This window comes from Lentzea guizhouensis (genome assembly GCF_001701025.1).
Taxonomy (GTDB): Bacteria; Actinomycetota; Actinomycetes; order Mycobacteriales; family Pseudonocardiaceae; genus Lentzea; species Lentzea guizhouensis.
The window spans coordinates 6165198-6182235 of record NZ_CP016793.1; the positions used below are offsets into that span (position 1 = coordinate 6165198).

General features: G+C 71.6%; 16 protein-coding genes and 1 pseudogene. 6 read left to right on the top strand and 11 right to left on the bottom strand.

Annotated elements, in window-relative coordinates; genetic code table 11:
- The first annotated feature begins 84 nt into the window (after positions 1-84).
- On the top strand, positions 85-3312 hold the full coding sequence (locus BBK82_RS30220) for a BTAD domain-containing putative transcriptional regulator (RefSeq protein ID WP_065918026.1): 3228 nt from the start codon (positions 85-87) through the stop codon (positions 3310-3312).
- A gap of 18 nt (positions 3313-3330) precedes the next feature.
- On the opposite strand, the gene BBK82_RS30225 is transcribed toward BBK82_RS30220, so the two are convergent.
- Positions 3331-3996 carry a TetR/AcrR family transcriptional regulator gene (locus BBK82_RS30225; RefSeq protein WP_065918027.1) on the bottom strand — a complete coding sequence of 222 codons (666 nt, stop codon included), beginning with the start codon at positions 3994-3996 and terminating at the stop codon, positions 3331-3333.
- A 101-nt stretch (positions 3997-4097) separates the two neighbouring features.
- On the opposite strand from BBK82_RS30225, the gene BBK82_RS30230 reads away from it, so the two are divergent.
- Positions 4098-5015 carry an SDR family NAD(P)-dependent oxidoreductase gene (locus BBK82_RS30230; RefSeq protein WP_065918028.1) on the top strand — a complete coding sequence of 306 codons (918 nt, stop codon included), beginning with the start codon at positions 4098-4100 and terminating at the stop codon, positions 5013-5015.
- A 60-nt stretch (positions 5016-5075) separates the two neighbouring features.
- On the opposite strand, the gene BBK82_RS30235 is transcribed toward BBK82_RS30230, so the two are convergent.
- A complete protein-coding gene (locus tag BBK82_RS30235; protein ID WP_065918029.1) occupies positions 5076-5534 on the bottom strand; it encodes a MarR family winged helix-turn-helix transcriptional regulator in 459 nt (152 codons plus the stop codon).
- A gap of 54 nt (positions 5535-5588) precedes the next feature.
- Here BBK82_RS30235 and BBK82_RS30240 point away from each other — a divergent pair, with 54 nt between their 5' ends.
- Entirely contained in the window at positions 5589-6809 is a 1221-nt protein-coding gene (locus BBK82_RS30240; protein WP_218920367.1) for a multidrug effflux MFS transporter, read from the top strand.
- 157 nt (positions 6810-6966) lie between these two features.
- Here the strand turns inward: BBK82_RS30240 and BBK82_RS30245 are convergent, their stop codons facing one another.
- Complete coding sequence (locus BBK82_RS30245; RefSeq protein WP_065918031.1) at positions 6967-7407, bottom strand: Lrp/AsnC family transcriptional regulator; 441 nt, start codon at positions 7405-7407, stop codon at positions 6967-6969.
- A 123-nt stretch (positions 7408-7530) separates the two neighbouring features.
- Here BBK82_RS30245 and BBK82_RS30250 point away from each other — a divergent pair, with 123 nt between their 5' ends.
- Complete coding sequence (locus tag BBK82_RS30250; protein WP_237047659.1) at positions 7531-8808, top strand: ArgE/DapE family deacylase; 1278 nt, start codon at positions 7531-7533, stop codon at positions 8806-8808.
- Between the two features lie 118 nt (positions 8809-8926).
- Here BBK82_RS30250 and BBK82_RS30255 read toward each other — a convergent pair whose 3' ends face one another.
- The 4 genes and pseudogenes from BBK82_RS30255 to BBK82_RS54575 all read right to left on the bottom strand — a co-directional run bounded on the left by BBK82_RS30255 (position 8927) and on the right by BBK82_RS54575 (position 10512).
- Positions 8927-9097, bottom strand: a complete 171-nt coding sequence (locus tag BBK82_RS30255; RefSeq protein ID WP_065918032.1) for a CsbD family protein — start codon at positions 9095-9097, stop codon at positions 8927-8929.
- Between the two features lie 364 nt (positions 9098-9461).
- Positions 9462-9674 carry a hypothetical protein gene (locus tag BBK82_RS54565; RefSeq protein ID WP_237048523.1) on the bottom strand — a complete coding sequence of 71 codons (213 nt, stop codon included), beginning with the start codon at positions 9672-9674 and terminating at the stop codon, positions 9462-9464.
- Positions 9675-9756: 82 nt separating this feature from the next.
- Positions 9757-10125: pseudogene (locus BBK82_RS54570) on the bottom strand (LysR substrate-binding domain-containing protein); the annotation flags it as partial.
- Positions 10126-10185: 60 nt separating this feature from the next.
- Positions 10186-10512, bottom strand: coding sequence for a LysR family transcriptional regulator (locus tag BBK82_RS54575; protein WP_065918035.1), 327 nt, complete (start codon positions 10510-10512; stop codon positions 10186-10188).
- A 70-nt stretch (positions 10513-10582) separates the two neighbouring features.
- On the opposite strand from BBK82_RS54575, the gene BBK82_RS30275 reads away from it, so the two are divergent.
- On the top strand, positions 10583-11482 hold the full coding sequence (locus BBK82_RS30275; RefSeq protein WP_237047660.1) for a DMT family transporter: 900 nt from the start codon (positions 10583-10585) through the stop codon (positions 11480-11482).
- Between the two features lie 132 nt (positions 11483-11614).
- Here BBK82_RS30275 and BBK82_RS30280 read toward each other — a convergent pair whose 3' ends face one another.
- Entirely contained in the window at positions 11615-12367 is a 753-nt protein-coding gene (locus BBK82_RS30280; RefSeq protein WP_065918037.1) for a hypothetical protein, read from the bottom strand.
- 77 nt (positions 12368-12444) lie between these two features.
- Here BBK82_RS30280 and BBK82_RS50725 point away from each other — a divergent pair, with 77 nt between their 5' ends.
- Positions 12445-12885 carry a hypothetical protein gene (locus tag BBK82_RS50725; RefSeq protein WP_154697589.1) on the top strand — a complete coding sequence of 147 codons (441 nt, stop codon included), beginning with the start codon at positions 12445-12447 and terminating at the stop codon, positions 12883-12885.
- A 70-nt stretch (positions 12886-12955) separates the two neighbouring features.
- On the opposite strand, the gene BBK82_RS30290 is transcribed toward BBK82_RS50725, so the two are convergent.
- The 3 genes from BBK82_RS30290 to BBK82_RS30300 form a co-directional block, all read right to left on the bottom strand.
- Positions 12956-14626, bottom strand: coding sequence for an AfsR/SARP family transcriptional regulator (locus tag BBK82_RS30290; protein ID WP_065918039.1), 1671 nt, complete (start codon positions 14624-14626; stop codon positions 12956-12958).
- 80 nt (positions 14627-14706) lie between these two features.
- Positions 14707-15885, bottom strand: coding sequence for a protein kinase domain-containing protein (locus BBK82_RS30295; protein ID WP_065918040.1), 1179 nt, complete (start codon positions 15883-15885; stop codon positions 14707-14709).
- Positions 15882-16580 (bottom strand): AfsR/SARP family transcriptional regulator, encoded by a 699-nt coding sequence (locus BBK82_RS30300; protein ID WP_065918041.1) that lies wholly within the window; start codon positions 16578-16580, stop codon positions 15882-15884. The genes BBK82_RS30295 and BBK82_RS30300 overlap by 4 nt, the downstream gene beginning before the upstream one ends.
- Positions 16581-17038: the final 458 nt, after the last annotated feature.

Genomic DNA, 17038 nt, shown 5'->3' on the forward strand with positions numbered 1-17038 from the left:
CGCACGGGGCGCACATGGCGCTGTCACCGGGCGCACACCGGGATCGAGGCGTCGGGTCACCGATCCGTGCGCGATGATCAGTGGATGGACGGAGGTGCACAGCTCCGCGTCTCACTGCTCGGCCCCTTCGAGGTGTCCCGCGGTGAGAACGTCCTGCCCGTCGCGGGCGCGCGGCTGCAGGGCCTGCTCGTGCGGCTGGCACTCGCGGCGGGCCGCCCGGTCGAGCCGGGTGTGCTGGTCGACGCGATCTGGGGCGACGACCCGCCTGCCGGACCTGCCTCCGCCCTGCAGTCGCTCGTCACCCGGCTGCGCCGGGCGGTCAGCCCTGCCGATGCAACAGCTGACGTCGTCGTCCAGGTCCCGGGCGGATACCGGCTGGCGGTGGACGCCGAGGTGGACGCGCTGCGCTTCGAACGGCTCAGCGCTGCCGGTCGGGAACGCCTGCGCGCAGGTGACCCGGAGGCTGCGAGGTCCGACCTCGCCGACGCGGTGGCGCTGTGGGGCGACCACCCCGGCGCCGAACCCGCGGCCATCGCCGCGGTGGCCCCCGCGGTCGCCACCCGGCTGGCACACGTGTCGATCGAGGCGGTCACCGACCTCGCGGAGGCCGAGTTGGCACTGGGCCAGACCGAAGCGGCCGCCGTGCGGCTGACCAGGTTGCTGGCCGACCACCCGGTCCACGAGCGGGCCGCCGCGGTGCTGATGGACGCACTCGCCGCTGCGGGGCGTCAGGCCGAGGCACTCACCGTCTACGAACGCGTCCGCGTCGCACTGGCCGACGTGCTGGGCGCCGATCCGGGAACCGCCTTGCGGGAACGCCACCTGCGCCTGCTGCGCCCCGACGCGGGAACCTCGGCGCCCGCAGCCGACGTGCCGCGGGCGCCCCGGCCGTCTCACCTGCCGGCACCGCTGACCAGCTTCGTCGGCCGCGCCGACGAGCTCGCCCGCGTCAAGTCGCTGCTGGCCACCAATCGGCTGGTCACCGTGCTCGGTCCTGGCGGTGCCGGCAAGACCAGGCTGGCCCTGGAGGCCGCCCGCCGGCACCGCGACGACCACCGCGACGGCGCCTGGCTCGTCGACCTCGCGCCGGTCACCGATCCCACCAAGGTCGCCGCGGCAGTGCTCGCCGCGATCGGGCTCCGTGGCGCCGCGGTGCTCGACGCCCGCAAGCGGATCGACGGCGACGAACTGGACGTCCTCGCGGGCGAGCTCGGCGGCAAGCGGTGCCTGCTGCTGGTCGACAACTGCGAGCACCTGATCGACGCCGTCGCCCATTTCACCGCCGAGCTGCTGTCCCGTTGCCCTGAGCTGCGGGTGCTGGCCACCAGCCGCGAACACCTCGCGGTGCACGGCGAAGCCCTCGTACCGCTGGGCCCACTCGCCCTGCCCGAACCCGGCGACGGCGTCGAGCAGGCGCGGCGGGCGGCCTCGGTCCGCTTGTTCGTGGAACGCGCCGCCGCGGTGCGACCCGGTTTCGAGGTCGACCCTTCAACGCTGCCGCTGATCAAATCCGTCACGCGTGGCCTGGACGGCATGCCGCTGGCCCTCGAGCTGGCCGCGGCCCGGTTGCGGACGCTGTCACTGTCCGATGTGGCCGAAGGGCTCTCCGACCGGTTCCGGGTGCTCGCCACCGGCAGCCGCACCGCACCACCCCGGCACCGCACCCTGCGTGCGGTGATCGCCTGGAGCTGGGACCTGCTCGGCGAACACGAACGCGTTGTCGCGCAACGGATCGCCACCTGCCCCGGCGGCGTCACGCCCGCCTCCGCCGCCGCACTGTGCGCTGGCACCACCGTGCCGGCCGCCGAGGTTCCCCCGCTGCTCGACGCCCTCGTCGACCGGTCGCTGCTCCAGTGCGCACCGGGCACCGGCCGCTACCGCATGCTGGAGACCATCCGCGAGTACGGCATCGGACAGCTGACCGGCATCGGTGACATGGCCACGACCCGCGATCTGGCCGCCTCCTACTTCACCGGCCTGATGGCGCGCCACGACCCGCAGCTGCGCGGACCTGACCAGCTGACGGCCATGGAGGTCATCAGCGCCGAGTACGACAACATCGTCGCCGCACTGAGCCACCTGTGCGCCGCCCACGACTCCCGTGGCGCGATCGCACTCGCCCTGAACATGACCTGGTACTGGCAGATGTCCGGCGGTCACCCGGACGGTGCACGGTGGCTGGCCGAGGCGCTGGCGGTGCCCGGCGGGCAGCCGAGCCCGGAGTGGGACTGTGCCCGAGCCGTCCACCTGCTCAACCGAGCGAACGTGGTCCTCGGCATCACCACCGAGCAGGCCGCGCACGACCGCAACGAGATGCGCGAGCTGGCCCACCGCCTGCTCGGTCACCACCGGTTGCCCGGCCACCACCGCGTGCGCGGGCCGATCCTGCTGGCACTGCTCGACGACGAAGCCGCGCCGGCGAGCTTCCAGGGTCTCGCCGACGGTGAGGACGTGTGGCTGTCCGGACTGGCCCACATGTTCCTCGGTGAGATCGCCGAGAACGCGGGCGAGCCCGACCGGATGAGGGTCCACGTGGAGGCGTCCCTCGCCTGCTTCCGCCAGACCGGTGACCGCTGGGGCCAAGCCGCCACGCTGCCGATGCGCGCCCAGCTCCGCCGGTACGACGACCTGGACGGGGCGCTGGCCGACCTGGCGGAGGCGCGGACCCTGGCCGGCCAGTTCGGGGTGCTGAGCCCCGGCGACCAGCTCCACCAGGACCTGCGGTGGATCGACCTGCACCTGCGGCGCGGCGACACCGGCCAGGCGCTCGCGGTGCTCCACCTCGCCCGTGACCGGGCGCTGCACTCGTCCTCTGTGGACATGCGGTTCCTCGTCGACGTCCGAGAAGCCGACGTGCGGCTGCGGCTCGGCGACCTCGACCGGGCCGCCGACCTGCTCGACGACGCCGAACGACGGTTGCGCGACGACACCATCGCCCCCGCGGACCACGCCCGGACCCTGGTCAGCAGCACACGGGCCGCTCTCCGCGTGGCACAAGGCGACCTGTCCGGCGCCGATACCGCGCTGCGGCAGGCCTACACGACCGCGCTGGCGACCCGCGAGATGCCGAACCTGGCCTCGGTGGCGGTGACCGCGGCCGCACTCGCCGCAGGGAAAGGCCAGCCGCACGACTCCGCCGTCCTGCTCGGACTCGCGGCCCGCCTGCGCGGTGCGCACGACACCACCGACCCGCAGATCCGTGAACTCACCCGTCAGGACGCGGAGTTCGCCGCCGCGTACGCGAAGGGCTGGGAGACGGATCCGCGGACAGCAGCGGAAGAGCTCGCTGCCAGGCTGTGCGACTCGGGGTGAAGCCGACTCGCTCCGGTCTCAGGAACGTGGCAGCACGCCCACGAGCCAGGTGATGATCCCGAGCCGCAGGGCCGCCTCCAGTTCGATGCGGTGCACCGCCAGTTCCGGCTCGGACTCGTACACCGCCAGCAGACTCGGCGGCGGCGAGGTGTAACCGGACAACGCGCCGGCCACCAGCAAGACGGTCAGGCAGAAGTGCTCCGCGCGCTCGCCGACCTCCGGCAGATACCGCCGCACGAGACCGGCCATCACCGCGAGGTTGCTCAGCGACGCCTTCTTGTGCCTGCGGACCACTTCCACCGAGACGTTGTGCTCCAGCACCCCACCCTGCGCGCCATAGAGGTCACACAGCGCCGTCTGCTTGGCGAGCGACCGACTGAGCACGTCGGCGACCTGCTCGGCCCGTTCCACCGCGGTTCGCTCTTCGTCGACACCGCGAGCAAGCTCCTGCTCCAGCTCGGCCAGCCAGGTCGCCGTCCGCTCGTCCATCAGGTCGAGCAGCACCGCCTCGCGCGACTCGAAGTAGCGCAGCACCGCCGTCTTGGCCAGACCCACCCGCCGGCTCAGCTCGTTCAGGCTCACCTCGGCGACCGGCATCTCCTCGAGCATCGCCGAGGTCGTCTCCAGGATCGCCCGGCGCCGGACCTCACGCTGCTCTTCCGTGCGCGCCCGCTGGAACGTCATGACACCACCCTAACTTAGGTACCGCCAGTACCTTGACACGGTACCGGCGGTACATTAGCGTTCTCGCTGTAAGTTACCGGCGGTACATAAAGGAGACTGCAATGACGAAGTGGACCGAGCAGCAGATCCCGAGCCAGGACGGCCGCGTCGCCGTGATCACCGGCGCCAACACCGGACTGGGCTTCGAGACCGCCCGGCGGCTCGCCGAACGCGGGGCAGCGGTCGTGCTGGCCGTGCGCGACACCGCCAAGGGCGAACAGGCCGCCGCCAGGATCAACGGCGACGTCTCCGTGCAGGAGCTCGACCTGACCTCACTGGAATCGGTGCGCGCCGCCGCCGCCGACCTGCGCGCCACCCACCCGCGGATCGACCTGCTGATCAACAACGCCGGCGTGATGTACACCCCCAAGCAGACCACCCGCGACGGCTTCGAAATGCAGTTCGGCACCAACCACCTGGGCCACTTCGCACTCACCGGCCTGCTGCTCGACCACCTGCTGCCCGTGCCCGGCTCCAGGGTGGTCACCGTCAGCAGCACCGGCCACCGCATCAACGCCGCCATCCACTTCGACGACCTGCAGTGGGAGCACTCCTACAGCCGATCCGCCGCCTACGGCCAGTCCAAGCTCGCCAACCTGATGTTCACCTACGAGCTGCAGCGCCGTCTCGCCGCACACGGCACCACCACCGCGGTGGCCGCACACCCCGGCATCTCCAACACCGAACTGGCGCGCAACACCCCCGCGGCCGCCCGCCGGTTGATCACCCTGCTCGCCCCGGTGATGACCCAGCCCGCCTCGGCGGGCGCACTCCCCACCCTGCGCGCCGCCACCGACCCGGCCGTCCTCGGCGGCCAGTACTACGGCCCCGACGGCCTGGCCGAGCGGCGCGGCCACCCGAGGCTGGTCACCTCCAGCCCCGACTCCTACGACCTGACCGTGCAGCAACGCCTCTGGGCCGTCTCGGAAGATCTCACCGGCGTGCGGTTCCCGGTCGGCCAGGCAGCCGCCGCGGCGTGAGCCGTGGGCTCGCCTTTGAGTGACGACGAGATCTGTGGCGCCATGATGTGACGGACGGTCCTAATCGGACCGTGGCAGCCGCGCGCGGGCCTTCTCCGCGAGCTTCGCCTCGATGCGACGCAGGGCCGAGATCATCGACTCGACCTCGTCCTCATCGGACACCGCGCCGTCGAGCAGGTCGCTCCACAGCTCGCTCAGCCGCCGCAGGTTGTCCTGGGCGCGGGCGGTGGGGTAGAGGCGGACGCGCCGGGCGTCCTCGGCGTCCGCCTCGCGGTGCACCAGGCCCTTGTTCTCCAGACTGCGCAACGCCCGGCTGAAGTTGCTGGAGATCTGCTGGGTGGCTTCGGCCGCCACGCGGGCCGACGTGCCGGGGTTGCGGTCGATGAACCGCATCGCCGAGATCTCCACCGACGTCAGCGGGTCGCGGTGCAGCACCTCCTTGGAGGCGTGGATCTGCCGTCCGACCGCCGCGATCAGGTCGGCGAGCTCGAACAACCGCGCCTTCTGGTTCTGGTCCACGCACTCATGATAACTTCGCTATCACTTGATAGGTATCTTTTGATAGGAGATTGCGTGGACACCCCGTCACGCAGTGCGGTCCCCACGCCGCTCCTGCTCGTGCTCGCCCTGCTGGCCAGCGTCGCGCCGTTCGGCATCGACCTCTACCTGCCCGCGTTCCCGCGCATGGCCGCCGACCTGACCACCACCGACACCACCATCCAGCTCACCCTCACGATGTTCCTGCTCGGCCTGGCCGCCGGTCAGCTGGTGTTCGGCCCGATCTCCGACCGGTGGGGCCGGCGCGGCCCGCTGCTGGCCGGCTCGGCGGTGTTCGTGGCCGCCAGCCTGCTCGTCGCCACCGCACCGACGATCGAGGTCCTGTTGGCGGGAAGGCTCTTCCAGGGCCTCAGTGCCGCCGCCGGCATGGTCATCGGCCGCGCGGTCATCGCAGACCTCGCCACCGGTCGCACCGCGGCACGCGCGTTCAGCCTCATGATGATCGTCAGCGGGGTGGCGCCTGTGGTCGCGCCGTTGCTGGGCAGCCTGCTCATCGGCGGGATCGGGTGGCGCGGCGTGCTGTTCGTCCTGGCGGGCCTCGCGGTCGCGATGCTGGTCGGCTCTGTGGTGGTCGTGCGCGAAAGCCACCCGCCGTCACGACGCGGCTCCGCACGGGGCGGCGGGTTCCGCAGCCTCGGCCGCCGGGCCTACCTGACCGCGACGGCCACGTTCGTCTTCTCCTTCGCCGTGCTGATGGCCTACATCTCGGCCTCGCCGTTCCTGTACCAGGTCGTGATCGGGATGAGCGCCGTCAGCTACGGCCTGCTGTTCGGCCTGAACGCGCTCGGCCTGATCGTGAGCAGTGCGGTCGCCTCGCGGCTGCTGCGCTCCGGCAACCCGCGCCGGATCCTCGTCGCGGGCGTCACCTGGCTCTTCACCGCCGCCGTGGCGTTGCTCGTCCTCGCGCTCCTGCCGGTCAGCGCGATCTGGTTGTCCGCACCGATCTTCTTCGCGGTCGCCTCCCTGGGCTTCGTCCTCGGCCCGGCCACCGCACTCGCCCTCGACGCCGTCCCGCACGCCGCGGGCACCGGCTCGGCCGTGCTCGGCGCCGCGCAGTTCGGACTCGCCGCGGTCGTCTCGCCGGTGGTGAGCGCGGGGGAGGGCCACTCCGCACTGCCGATGGCGGTCACCATCGCCGTGCTGGCCACGCTCGCGGCGGGCTGCTGCGCGCTGCTGAAGGGTGCGGCCGACCGCGTCGAACTGCCCGAGGTCAGCCGCGAGCCCGTGCGGTCGTGAAGCAGGATGTCCGTCTCAACCACGGAAGTAGCGGATGCCGTGCGGGCCGAGGCCGCGGGCAGCCGGTACGCCTCGAGCAGGAAGCGCCTGACGCCCGTCTTGTCGAGCTGTCGGACGGGGCGACAACTCTGGCGGTCCGCGGCTTGCCACTGCCCGTTCAGTGCAGCCGCGGCCGGTTCAGGAGGCGGGAGAGCACGATCGTGCTCTCGGTCCGGTCGATCGGCTTGGTCGCGCGCACCCGTTGGATCGCCTGTTCGAGGTGCGGTATGTCCTTGGCGAGCATGTAGAGCAGAGCGTCAGCGGCGCCGGAGACGGTGCATGCTTCGACGACCTCCGGGATGTCCTCCAGCGCGGTGAGCAGGTCGGCCGGGGTGGGGTTGCCCGTGCAGTACACCTCGACGTAGGCCTCCGTGTGCCAGGCCAGGGACTGGGGGTCGACCAGCGCGGTGAAGCCGCGGATCGCACCCGACTTGACGAGGCGGTCGAGCCGTCGTTTGGCGGCGGAGGCAGACAACCCGGCCTCCCTGCCGATCTCGGAGTACGTGGCGCGGGCGTTGCGCACGACACACCGGATGATCGCCTCGTCGATGCTGTCCATGAACGACCCCTTCGCGGCAGCGCAAAATCTGGCATTCGATGCCGAACTATGCAACTTTTCAGCAGTAGAACGCCAAATTTGTTGATTGTTTGTGGTGCGGCCGCGAGCTTAGTGTCGCCGCTCGTGACGACTGAGAACGTGAGTGATGTCGAGGCCGCCGCGCTGACCGCGGTGGACGAGCCGGCCATGGCAAGACTGCTGCTGGACTTGCTGGCTGTGCCGAGCGTGACGGGCAGCGACGCCGAGTCCGAGCTCCAGCACGTCCTCGCCGGTCAGCTCGAACTCCTCGACCTGGACGTCGACCTGTGGTCGATGGACCTGCCGGATCTGCGGGCGCAGTCCGCTTTCCCCGGCGGGGAGGCTCCGCGCACCGAGGCCTGGGGCCTCGTCGGCGGCACCCGGACGCGAGGCGACGGTCCGTCGCTGATCCTGCAAGGGCATGTCGACGTCGTGCCACCGGGAGACCTCGCCCGCTGGGAGGGAGATCCCTTCAAGCCACGCGTCACCGGTGACGTGGTGCACGGCAGAGGAGCGTGCGACATGAAGGCCGGCGTGGTCGCCATCCTCGGCGCACTGGCCGCGATCCGGGCGGCGGACGTGACGCTGCGGGGCCGGGTGTCCGCGCATTTCGTCGTCAGCGAGGAGGACGGCGGGCTGGGAGCGTTCGGCACCCTCCAGCGAGGCCACACCGGCGACGCCTGCATCATCACCGAACCGACCGGTGGCGCGCTCATGGTCGCCAACGCCGGCGCTCTCACGTTCCGCATCGAGGTGCCCGGACAGGCGACCCACGGCAGCACCCGGTATGCCGGGGTGAGCGCCATCGACGCCTACCTGCCCATCCACCACGCGCTCGCACGTCTGGAAGCTCGCCGAAACGACAACGCCGATCCGTTGATGTCCGAGTACCTGGTTCCGTACCCGTTGTCGGTCGGCGTCCTCCGGGCCGGCGACTGGGCCAGCAGCGTGCCGGACGTCCTCGTGGCCGAGGGACGACTGGGCGTTCAGCTGGGCGAGGACCCCGCACAGGCTCGTGCCGAACTGGAGATGTGCGTCGCCGAGGCGTGCTCGGCGGATCCCTGGCTGCGCTCGCGTCCGGCGGTCGTGACGTGGCCCGGTGGTCAGTTCGCAAGTGGACGGTTGACGGCAGGGCATCCGCTGGCGGCGTTGGTCGGTGCCGCACACGCCGATGTCACCGGTGGAGCGTCGGCGGTCCAACGAGGTGCGCCCTACGGCAGCGATCTGCGGCTGTACTCCGGTGCGGGCATCCCCACCCTGCAATACGGCCCTGGCGACGTCAGGCTCGCGCACGGTCCGCAGGAACAGGTCCGCATGAGCGAGGTCCTCACCGTCACCAGGGCCCTGGTACTCGCCACACTGCGCGCGGTCGGCGCGGAGTGATCGCGCAACGCGCGAAGTACGTCGGCTGAGTCGTTCCCCGACTCAGTGCTGCTGCACCTGCCTTCAAAACGGTTGTGTCCCCCGCACGTGCGTACGGGGGACACAACCGTCTTCAGGTTTACTTGAAGGCGTCCTTGACCTTCTCCACCGCTTCCTTCAGGTGGCCCTTGGTCTGGTCCGCCTGGCCCTCGGCGCGCAAGCCCTCGTCGTTGGTGACGTTGCCGACGCCTTCCTTCACCTTGCCGGTGAACTCGTCGCCCTTGGCTTCCAGCTTGTCATCGGCGCCCATGAGATCCCTCTTTCCCTTGCCTGAACTCATGTCTTAACGTCTCTCCACAGGTACCCGACACGCGGGACTTCAAACGCGGTCCGTCCGCTGCAGGGTCCTCTGTGGACGTCAGAGGCTCATGAACAGGTAGTAGAGCGTGCTCAGCACGAGGGCTGCGGCGATGACGACCGCGGTGATCCTTATCCAGCGCTGGTTCATGTTCGCTTCCGGGCTCGGCGGCAGGACTTCTCTGACGTCAGCCTGACCGACCCGACCTCGACTGGCAAGGACCATCGCCACGCCAGGACTGGACCGCGCCGACGGACGTGATGGCCTTGTCCGCTGCGGCACAGGCCTTCTGCTCCTACCGGCGCGGCGGGTGTGGTCAGATCGTCCGGACGCCCGTTGCCGGGCGTTCGCCAGGGCGTGACGCGAGGCCTGCGGGGAAGGGGACCTGTCGTCGCGACGGCTGGTCCCCGACCGAGTCCACCAGAGCGGTCACGGCCGGGTGCCACTCGCGGCCGGCGGGGCCGCTGAGCACGAGCGTGCGCACGACGTGCTCGCGCAGGGGCACCATGACGAGGTCGGGCGGCAGCATCGACGCCACCAGCCCCGGTACGAGCGACAGCGGTCACGGCCGGGTGCCACTCGCGGCCGGCGGGGCCGCTGAGCACGAGCGTGCGCACGACGTGCTCGCGCAGGGGCACCATGACGAGGTCGGGCGGCAGCATCGACGCCACCAGCCCCGGTACGAGCGACACGCCGACGCCCGCGCGGACCATCGCGAGCAGCGTGCCCAGCTCGCGCACCCGGTGCCGTGGCGTGAACGGCTGGCCCGCGTGCGCCTGCCGCACGTGCCGCTCGCAGCCTCCGCGGGAGAGCAGGAACGGGTCGTCGGCCAGGTCGGCGACGCCGACGCACGGCTGGTCGGCCAGCGGGTGGTCGGTGCGCAGCAGGGCGTGGAAGGCGTCCTCGCCTGCACGCCCGCGCCGGGCGGCGGTCCACGAGCAGGCCGCCTCGACCGTGCCGCCGGCGAGCCATTCCGCCACCGTCGTCCTCTCCCTCGAACACCCTGACGGTGACCTGCGGAAACTCGGCCCGCCACCGGGTCAGCAGGTCCGGCAGCAGTCCCTGGCAGACGGTCGGCGCGGCGAGCCTGATCGTGCCGCGCGCCGCGGTCGGCGTTCGGCCAGGTCGGTGATCGCGGCCGACGCGGTCACCGCGGCGCGGGCGTGGACCAGGAGCTCCTGCCCGAACGAGGTGGGCGTGCTGCGGCCGCGCCGGGACAGCACGGCGTGACCCAGCGAGCGCTCCAGGGAGGCGACGGCGTGCGAGACCGCCGACTGCGTGATGCCCAGCGCGTCCGCGGCGGCGCCGAACCCGCCCTCGTCGACCACCGCGAGGAACGCCCTGAGCTGGGCGAAGTTCAAGGTCATGAGTCACTCTCATGCTTGGTCGATCGTCACTTGTTGGACTCATGATGCCGTGCCGGGCGACGCTTCCACCGTGGGATGGACCGGGAAGTTCGTGCTGTTGTCGGCGATCTGGGGCAGCAGCTTCGCGTTGATCAAAGTCGCGGTCGACGCGGGCGTGCCGCCGGTGCAGGTGGCACTGGCCCGCTGCCTGTTCGGCGCTGTGGCGCTGTGGCTGATCTGCGTGGCGCAGAAGGCGGCGATACCGCGTGACGCGCGCACGTGGGGACATGCTGCCGTGGTCGCGGTTCTGCTCAACTCGGTGCCCTTCACGTTGCTCGCCTTCGGTGAGTCCACAGTGGACTCCGTGTTGGCCGGCGTGTTGAACGCGACGACACCGCTGACGACGCTGGCCTTCGCCCTGCTGGTCGTACCGGGCGAGCGGGTGACGCGGACGCGGCTGGCCGGCCTGCTGCTCGGGTTCGCGGGTGTGCTGGTGCTGCTCGGCGTGTGGCGAGGTCTGGACGGTGACGTGCTGACCGGCGGTCTCGCCTGCTTGGGCGCCACCACCTGCTATGGAGCCGGTTTCGCCTACACCCGGCGGTTCCTGTCCGGTGGGCCGCACCGGGCGAGCGCGGTGTCCGCCGTGCAGATCACCTGCGCCACCGTCCAACTGGGACTGGCCGCGCCGCTGCTGTCGGGACCGCCGTCCTGGCCGGGCCCGGCCGCGCTGCTCGCCCTGCTGGCGCTGGGCGCGGTGGGAACGGGGTACGCCTACGTGCTCAACCTGGACCTGATCCGCGAGTCCGGTCCCACGGTCGCGGCCTCGGTCACCTACGTGACACCGCTGTGGTCCACCGCGGTGGGCGCGGTCCTGCTGGCCGAACCCGTGGGGTGGCACACCCTGGCCGGCGGGGCAGTGGTGATCGGCGCGATCCTGCTCACCCGGCGCCCTGCGCCCGACCGGCAGCCCGCAGCGACGCCGACGCGATGAACGCGCATTCGCGCCGTGACTCGTTGCTCTTCCCGACGTGAACACCCGCGCACTGCGGGAGGACCTGGCGCCGGGGCGCACGGATCCACTTGGCCGACCACGGCTAAATCGTCGAGGTCGGCCACACCGGGGTCAGCGGGCTTCCGCGAGTCGCCGGCCGTCCTGGTTCCGGTGTGCGGTCAGCCATGTCAGCGCACGCTTGCGGATGGTGCGGGTACCGGCTCGCTCGGCGAGGTAGTGGCCGAGGAAACCCAGCAGCGGCAGGGAACTGAGCAGGCGGTGGAACCGGTTCCCGGTGGGGCGGCTGTCCAGCAGCGAGTCGATGCCGCGCAGTTCCTGGGCGAGCCGCCACAGCGCGCTGCCGAGACCCGCCTTGCCGCGGCTGGGCGGGGCTCCGGCGTCGGCTCGGGGCACCTCGGCAGCCTGCTCGGCGGTCGTCGTGGGCAGGGTGCGGTCGAACAGGACCGCCGCGAGCAGGCGCGTGCGGGCGTCGGTGTCGGTGACACCGCATTCTCCCGCGATGGCGCAGACGATCAGGCCCTGGGCCGCGCTGCCGAGCAGGTCCTGCACGGGGAGCCGGTTGGCGAGCACACCGCCCAGGCCGGGGATGGCGGTGACCGCGGCGGTGAGCCTGCCGAAGGGGCCGGTCCACCAGCGCACGCGGCGCGCCGTGTCCATCCGCGTCCAGGCGGTGGTGCCCGGGACGCGCAGGACGGCGACCGCGCGCAGCGCCCGCCTGGGCAGGCTGAGCGGGTGTGGTGGCTGCGTGTCGGCGACGACGTCGCGCGGTCCGGACTTGCGCACCGCGTCGAGGGCGGGCGAGGCCGTGCGGACGAAGGTGCGCAGCACCGCTGAGAGGTGCTCATCGGAAACGGTTGCCGACATGGGTCACTCCCGCACTCGGTCATGTGGTGTGCGCACCGGGATACCCGCGCTGCCGGGATTCCTCACACGACAGGCGGGTGAACGTGCTCACCTCGCAGGACGTGACGGTCGCCACGGCGAAGATCAACCCACCGCCGGCAACCGGCAAGAGTTGGTCCGTTCAGGCCTCCACAACTTCTCGGCGCGTGTCTACGGTCACCGTTACATCACACCAGGAGGGGGAACCGGTGTCGTCGTTGAGAGCGGGGTTCGTCAGGAGCTACAGGGGTAAGAAGATCGTTGTGCTGAAGACCGGTTTGACCGCTGACGGCGAGAGCGCCGTCGTGATCGCTCCGCTCAGCTCGACCAAGCCCTCCGGCACCACCCCCAACGTGGACGCGAAAACCATGTGGGCCCACTACAGGGTTCTGGTCGGCCAGGCGAAAACGGTCAAGGTCGCCGAGATCGGTACCACCTGGTACGGCCCCAACGCGCTCGATCCCAGCGTGCTCGATGCCGCCTTGAAACAGCTTCCCTAGGTGCCCGGTGCAGATGCCGGCGTGCCGGCTTTGCCTGCGGGGACAGGGCATCCCGAGTCGTGGTGGACGGTCATACCGCGGCGAGTTCACGCAGCGTCGGTGTCACGTGGCGGGCGTAGTCGCGCACCACGGGGTGAACCGCGTAGCGGCCCGGTGACCGTGCCACGACCAGGTGGCGGTCGGCCAGGTGCTCCAGGACGCGGCCGGTCTCGCGATCGCCCGGACCGCACTCCCGCTCGGCGGCGACCGCGTGCAGCAGACTGCGCTGGCGGTCGTCCAGCTCGCGGTAGGCCGGCTCGACCAACGTGATCGCGGTACGGGTGGTCTCCTCCTCCAGACGTGTGACGAACTGCTCCGGGGTCCACTGTGGACGCATGCGGAACAGCGCTGTGGCCACCCGCACCGCGGCAGGCAGACCGCCGGTGCGGCGGACCACCTCCCGCACGACGTCTTGGGCGGACGCCCCGGTGCCGGAGCGGAACAAGGCGGCGGTCTGCGCCGCGGGCAGAGGCGTCAACGTCACCGGCTCGATCGCGTCCAGGTGGAGCACGCGGGTGCGGGCGGTGATCACGACCATGCAGCCGGCGCTGCCGGGCAGCAGCGGGCGGACCTGGTCGCTGCTCGACGCGTCGTCCAGGACCAGCAGCACCCGCCGCCCGGCCAGATGCGCGCGCCAGGCCGCCGCTCGTTCCGCGACCGTGTCCGGGATGTCGCGCACCCCCGCGCCACGCAGCAGCCGCGCCAGCAGCACGTCCGCGCCGAGTGGGTCGCCATCCGGTGCGAGGTCGACGAACAGCTGTCCGTCCGGGAACTCCCCGGCGATCCGATGGGCGACGTGCACCGCGAACGCCGACTTCCCGACACCCGGCATCCCGTCGACCACGACCACCGGCACGGTGGTCCTGGCTGACCGGCTCAGCTCGGTCAGCCTCGCCGTCTCAGGGGAGCGGCCGGTGAAGTCGGGCACGTCCCTGGGAAGATCGCACCGGACGCGTTCGGTGGCGGGCTCCGCGAGGGCGTGCCGGCGGGCTTCCACGAGCGCTCGGCCGGGGTCGACGCCCAGTTCGTCGGCGAGCACGCGCCGAGCGTCGTCGTACGTCGCCAACGCCTCGCTGCGGCGGCCCGCCCGGACCAGGGCCAGCACCAGCCGTGCCACGGCCCTTCGCGCGGGTCCGCGGCGGTCAGGTCGCAGCAGCGCGATCGCCTCGCGGTGGCGCCGCACGGCGGTCAACGCGTCGGCGAGGGTCTCGCGGACCTCCCAGCGCAGTTCCTCCAGCGCCGCCACCACCGGTGCCACGACCTCGTCCGGCAGCTCGGCGAACGGCGTTCCCCGCCACAGCGCGGCCGCGAGCTCCAGGTGGTGCACCGCGCCCGCCGCGTCTCCTCGCGCCATGGCGGTCCGCCCGTCCGCGGTGTGGCGTCGGAAGCACTCGACGTCCACCTCGGCGGGGTCCGCGCACAACCGGTACGCGCCCGCCCGTGCCTCGATCCTCGGGCCGCGGTCGTGCGCGGGGAGGAGGTCGTGGCGGATCTGCCAGACGTAGTTCTTGATGTTCGACAGCGCCGACCGCGGTGGCACCCGGTCCGGCCAGATCGCCTCGACCAGGCGATCGCAGTCCACCCATTCGCCCCTGTTCACCAGCAGCCTGGCCAGCAGTGCGGCGGGCTTGCGAGCGACCCGCCGCGGCCCGTCCTCACCCTGCACCCGCGTCTCCAGCGGCCCCAGCACGTGGAACAGCACTTCCGCACCCCCTGGGTCTTCCCCGTAGTGACGACTCGAACTCTCACAGGGCGACCATGAGGATTTGATGACACAGCGGGTCAGGTCTTGCAGCGCGCTCCGCGGATCGACCTGGGCGGGGTTTCCAGCACGCGCGTGCCATCGGTGGCCTGGACGAGGAAGCAGTACTTGCCCGAGCCGTCCACCGGGACGCGCATCGAACGGGCGTGGGCCATCAACACCTTCGGGCTCTGGTTCTCCGCCGCCACGACGACGGCGAAGGTGAAGCCGTCCGGGGCTTGCCAGGCCAGGTCGACGTGCGTTCCGCCGTCGACCGGATCGCCGAGCGTGAGCGTGACCGGCGAGGTGGCCGAGCTCGCCGGGACCGAGGTGGTGGACGCCGCCGACCGCGGTGCAGCCGGCTCGCCGTCGAGGAGAACCGGCATCGTGACGAGAGCCGTGGCGGCGGCGGCAACGACCCCGACGACCACCGTCCCGGCGCGCAACCGTCCGCGCTGCTCGGGGACGGGGGCATCGACCGCCTCGGGTTCGGGCACAGCATGCTCTGGTGGGGTCGGTTCGTCCTGCGGCTCCAGCATCTCGCCGAGCTGCCGGACCACGACCTCGACCGTCGACGGGCGGTCGGCGGGGTCCTGGGCGAGCAGGCGCCGGACCAGCTTCCCCAGCTCGGCCGGGACGTCCGGCCACGGTGCCCCGTCGCCCGGCGGGGCACCCGTCAGAGCGAGGTGCAGCACACCGCCGATCCCGTACAGGTCGGACCGTTCGTCCATCGTGCCGTCGCGCCGGGTCTCCGGAGCGGTGTACTCGGTTGCGGCGGGCGGGAACGCCCGGCGCAGGGACGTGCCGAAGTCCGCCACCACCGGCGCGCCGGACGGGTGGAACAGCACGTTGTGCGGTGTCAGCCCACCGTGGACGACACCGACGCGGTGTGCCGCGGCCACGGCCGTGGCGACCGCGTGGCCCACGCTCAGCGCGTCGGCGAGCAGCAGCGCCCCGCTGTCCGCCACCAGTCCTTCCAGCGATGCCGAGCACAGCTCCATCTGCAACGCGGGCTTGCCGTCTCCCAGCCGCACCACGTCGTCGACCGGCAGGATCGGCGCTTCGCCGCACAACGGGGCCAGCGCCTCCCGCTCGCGCCCGAACGCGTCGAGCACCTGCTCGTCGACTGGCGGATACGCCTTCAGCGCCAGGTACAGGCCGCCGTAGACGGTGGCCGCGGGGCCCGTGCCGATGAGGTTGAAGTCGTCCCCGCCGGTCATCGCGCATCCCACGGCATCGGTGCGCCGACCTCGCGGGCCGCCTTGCGCGACGCCGCCGCGGCCTCGAGCGGCCTGCCGGCGTGAGTCAGCACGTCGACCAGGCGCACCCAGGTGCGTTGCCGTTTCGGGTCCTCCGCGGTGAGCGCCTGGAGCAGCGTCACCGAGCCGGCGGTCTGGTCCATCGCCATCAGCGCGTCCACGAGGTGGTCCAGCGCGGCCCACCGCAACCGCGTCAGCCGATCCGCCTCCGCCCGGCTGTGGTAGGTGTTCAGCAGGGCGAACGGCGCGCCGCGCCACAGGTCGGCCGCGGCGCGGAAGCAGCGGGCGGCCGATTCCGGATCAGTGGGCAGCAACGCGCGTCCCTCGTGGACCAACTGCTCGAACACGACACTGTCGAGCTCGCCCTCACCGATGTTGAGCCGGTATCTCCCGCCCATGCCTTCGATCCGCGCCGACGTCTCGCCGAACAGCGGTGTGCGCCGGCACAGGTCGTGCACGTACGGCCACAACTCCTCGGCCGGACAGGTGGAGGTCCGATCGGGCCACACCGCCTCAGCGAGGCTGTCGGCACTCACCCAGGCGTTGGGACGCAACGACAACGCGAGCAGGACGTGTTCCGGCGCCCCGGCCGGGACGTCGGCCTTGCGGCCGTCCAGATGGACGACTTCGAGCGGCCCCAGTACGCGGAACAGCATTCGGTCACCTCCGTCACCTCTCGGCGGCCGACGGTAGGGAGGGGGTGTCCAGGAGCGGTTCATTTCCCTTGCACTCGTTCTGCACCGACCGGTGTGACCGTCCTCGTCAGGCATCTACCGAAGCGAGGAGTCATGGAAGAGCCGGGCAACGGCAGCAACCTGAAGCGAGCAGCGCTGTACGGCGTCGCGGGACTGATGACGGCCGCGCTCGGCGCGTCGGCGGTCAACGTGCTCGCCACGGAGGACACCAAACCGGAACAGCGGCAGGCGGCTCAGCCGGCGCCTCCCGCCACCCCGAAGCCGGCGGAGCCCACACCGCCCCCCGCACCGAAACCGGTCCCCGTCCCGCAGGCGGAGACCACGCCGCCCGCACCGCAGCCACCGCCGGTGGCGGAAACAGCGAGTCCGATCCGCAGCCCGCCGCACGACCGGCCGCCCAACCGCCCAACCGGCCGCGC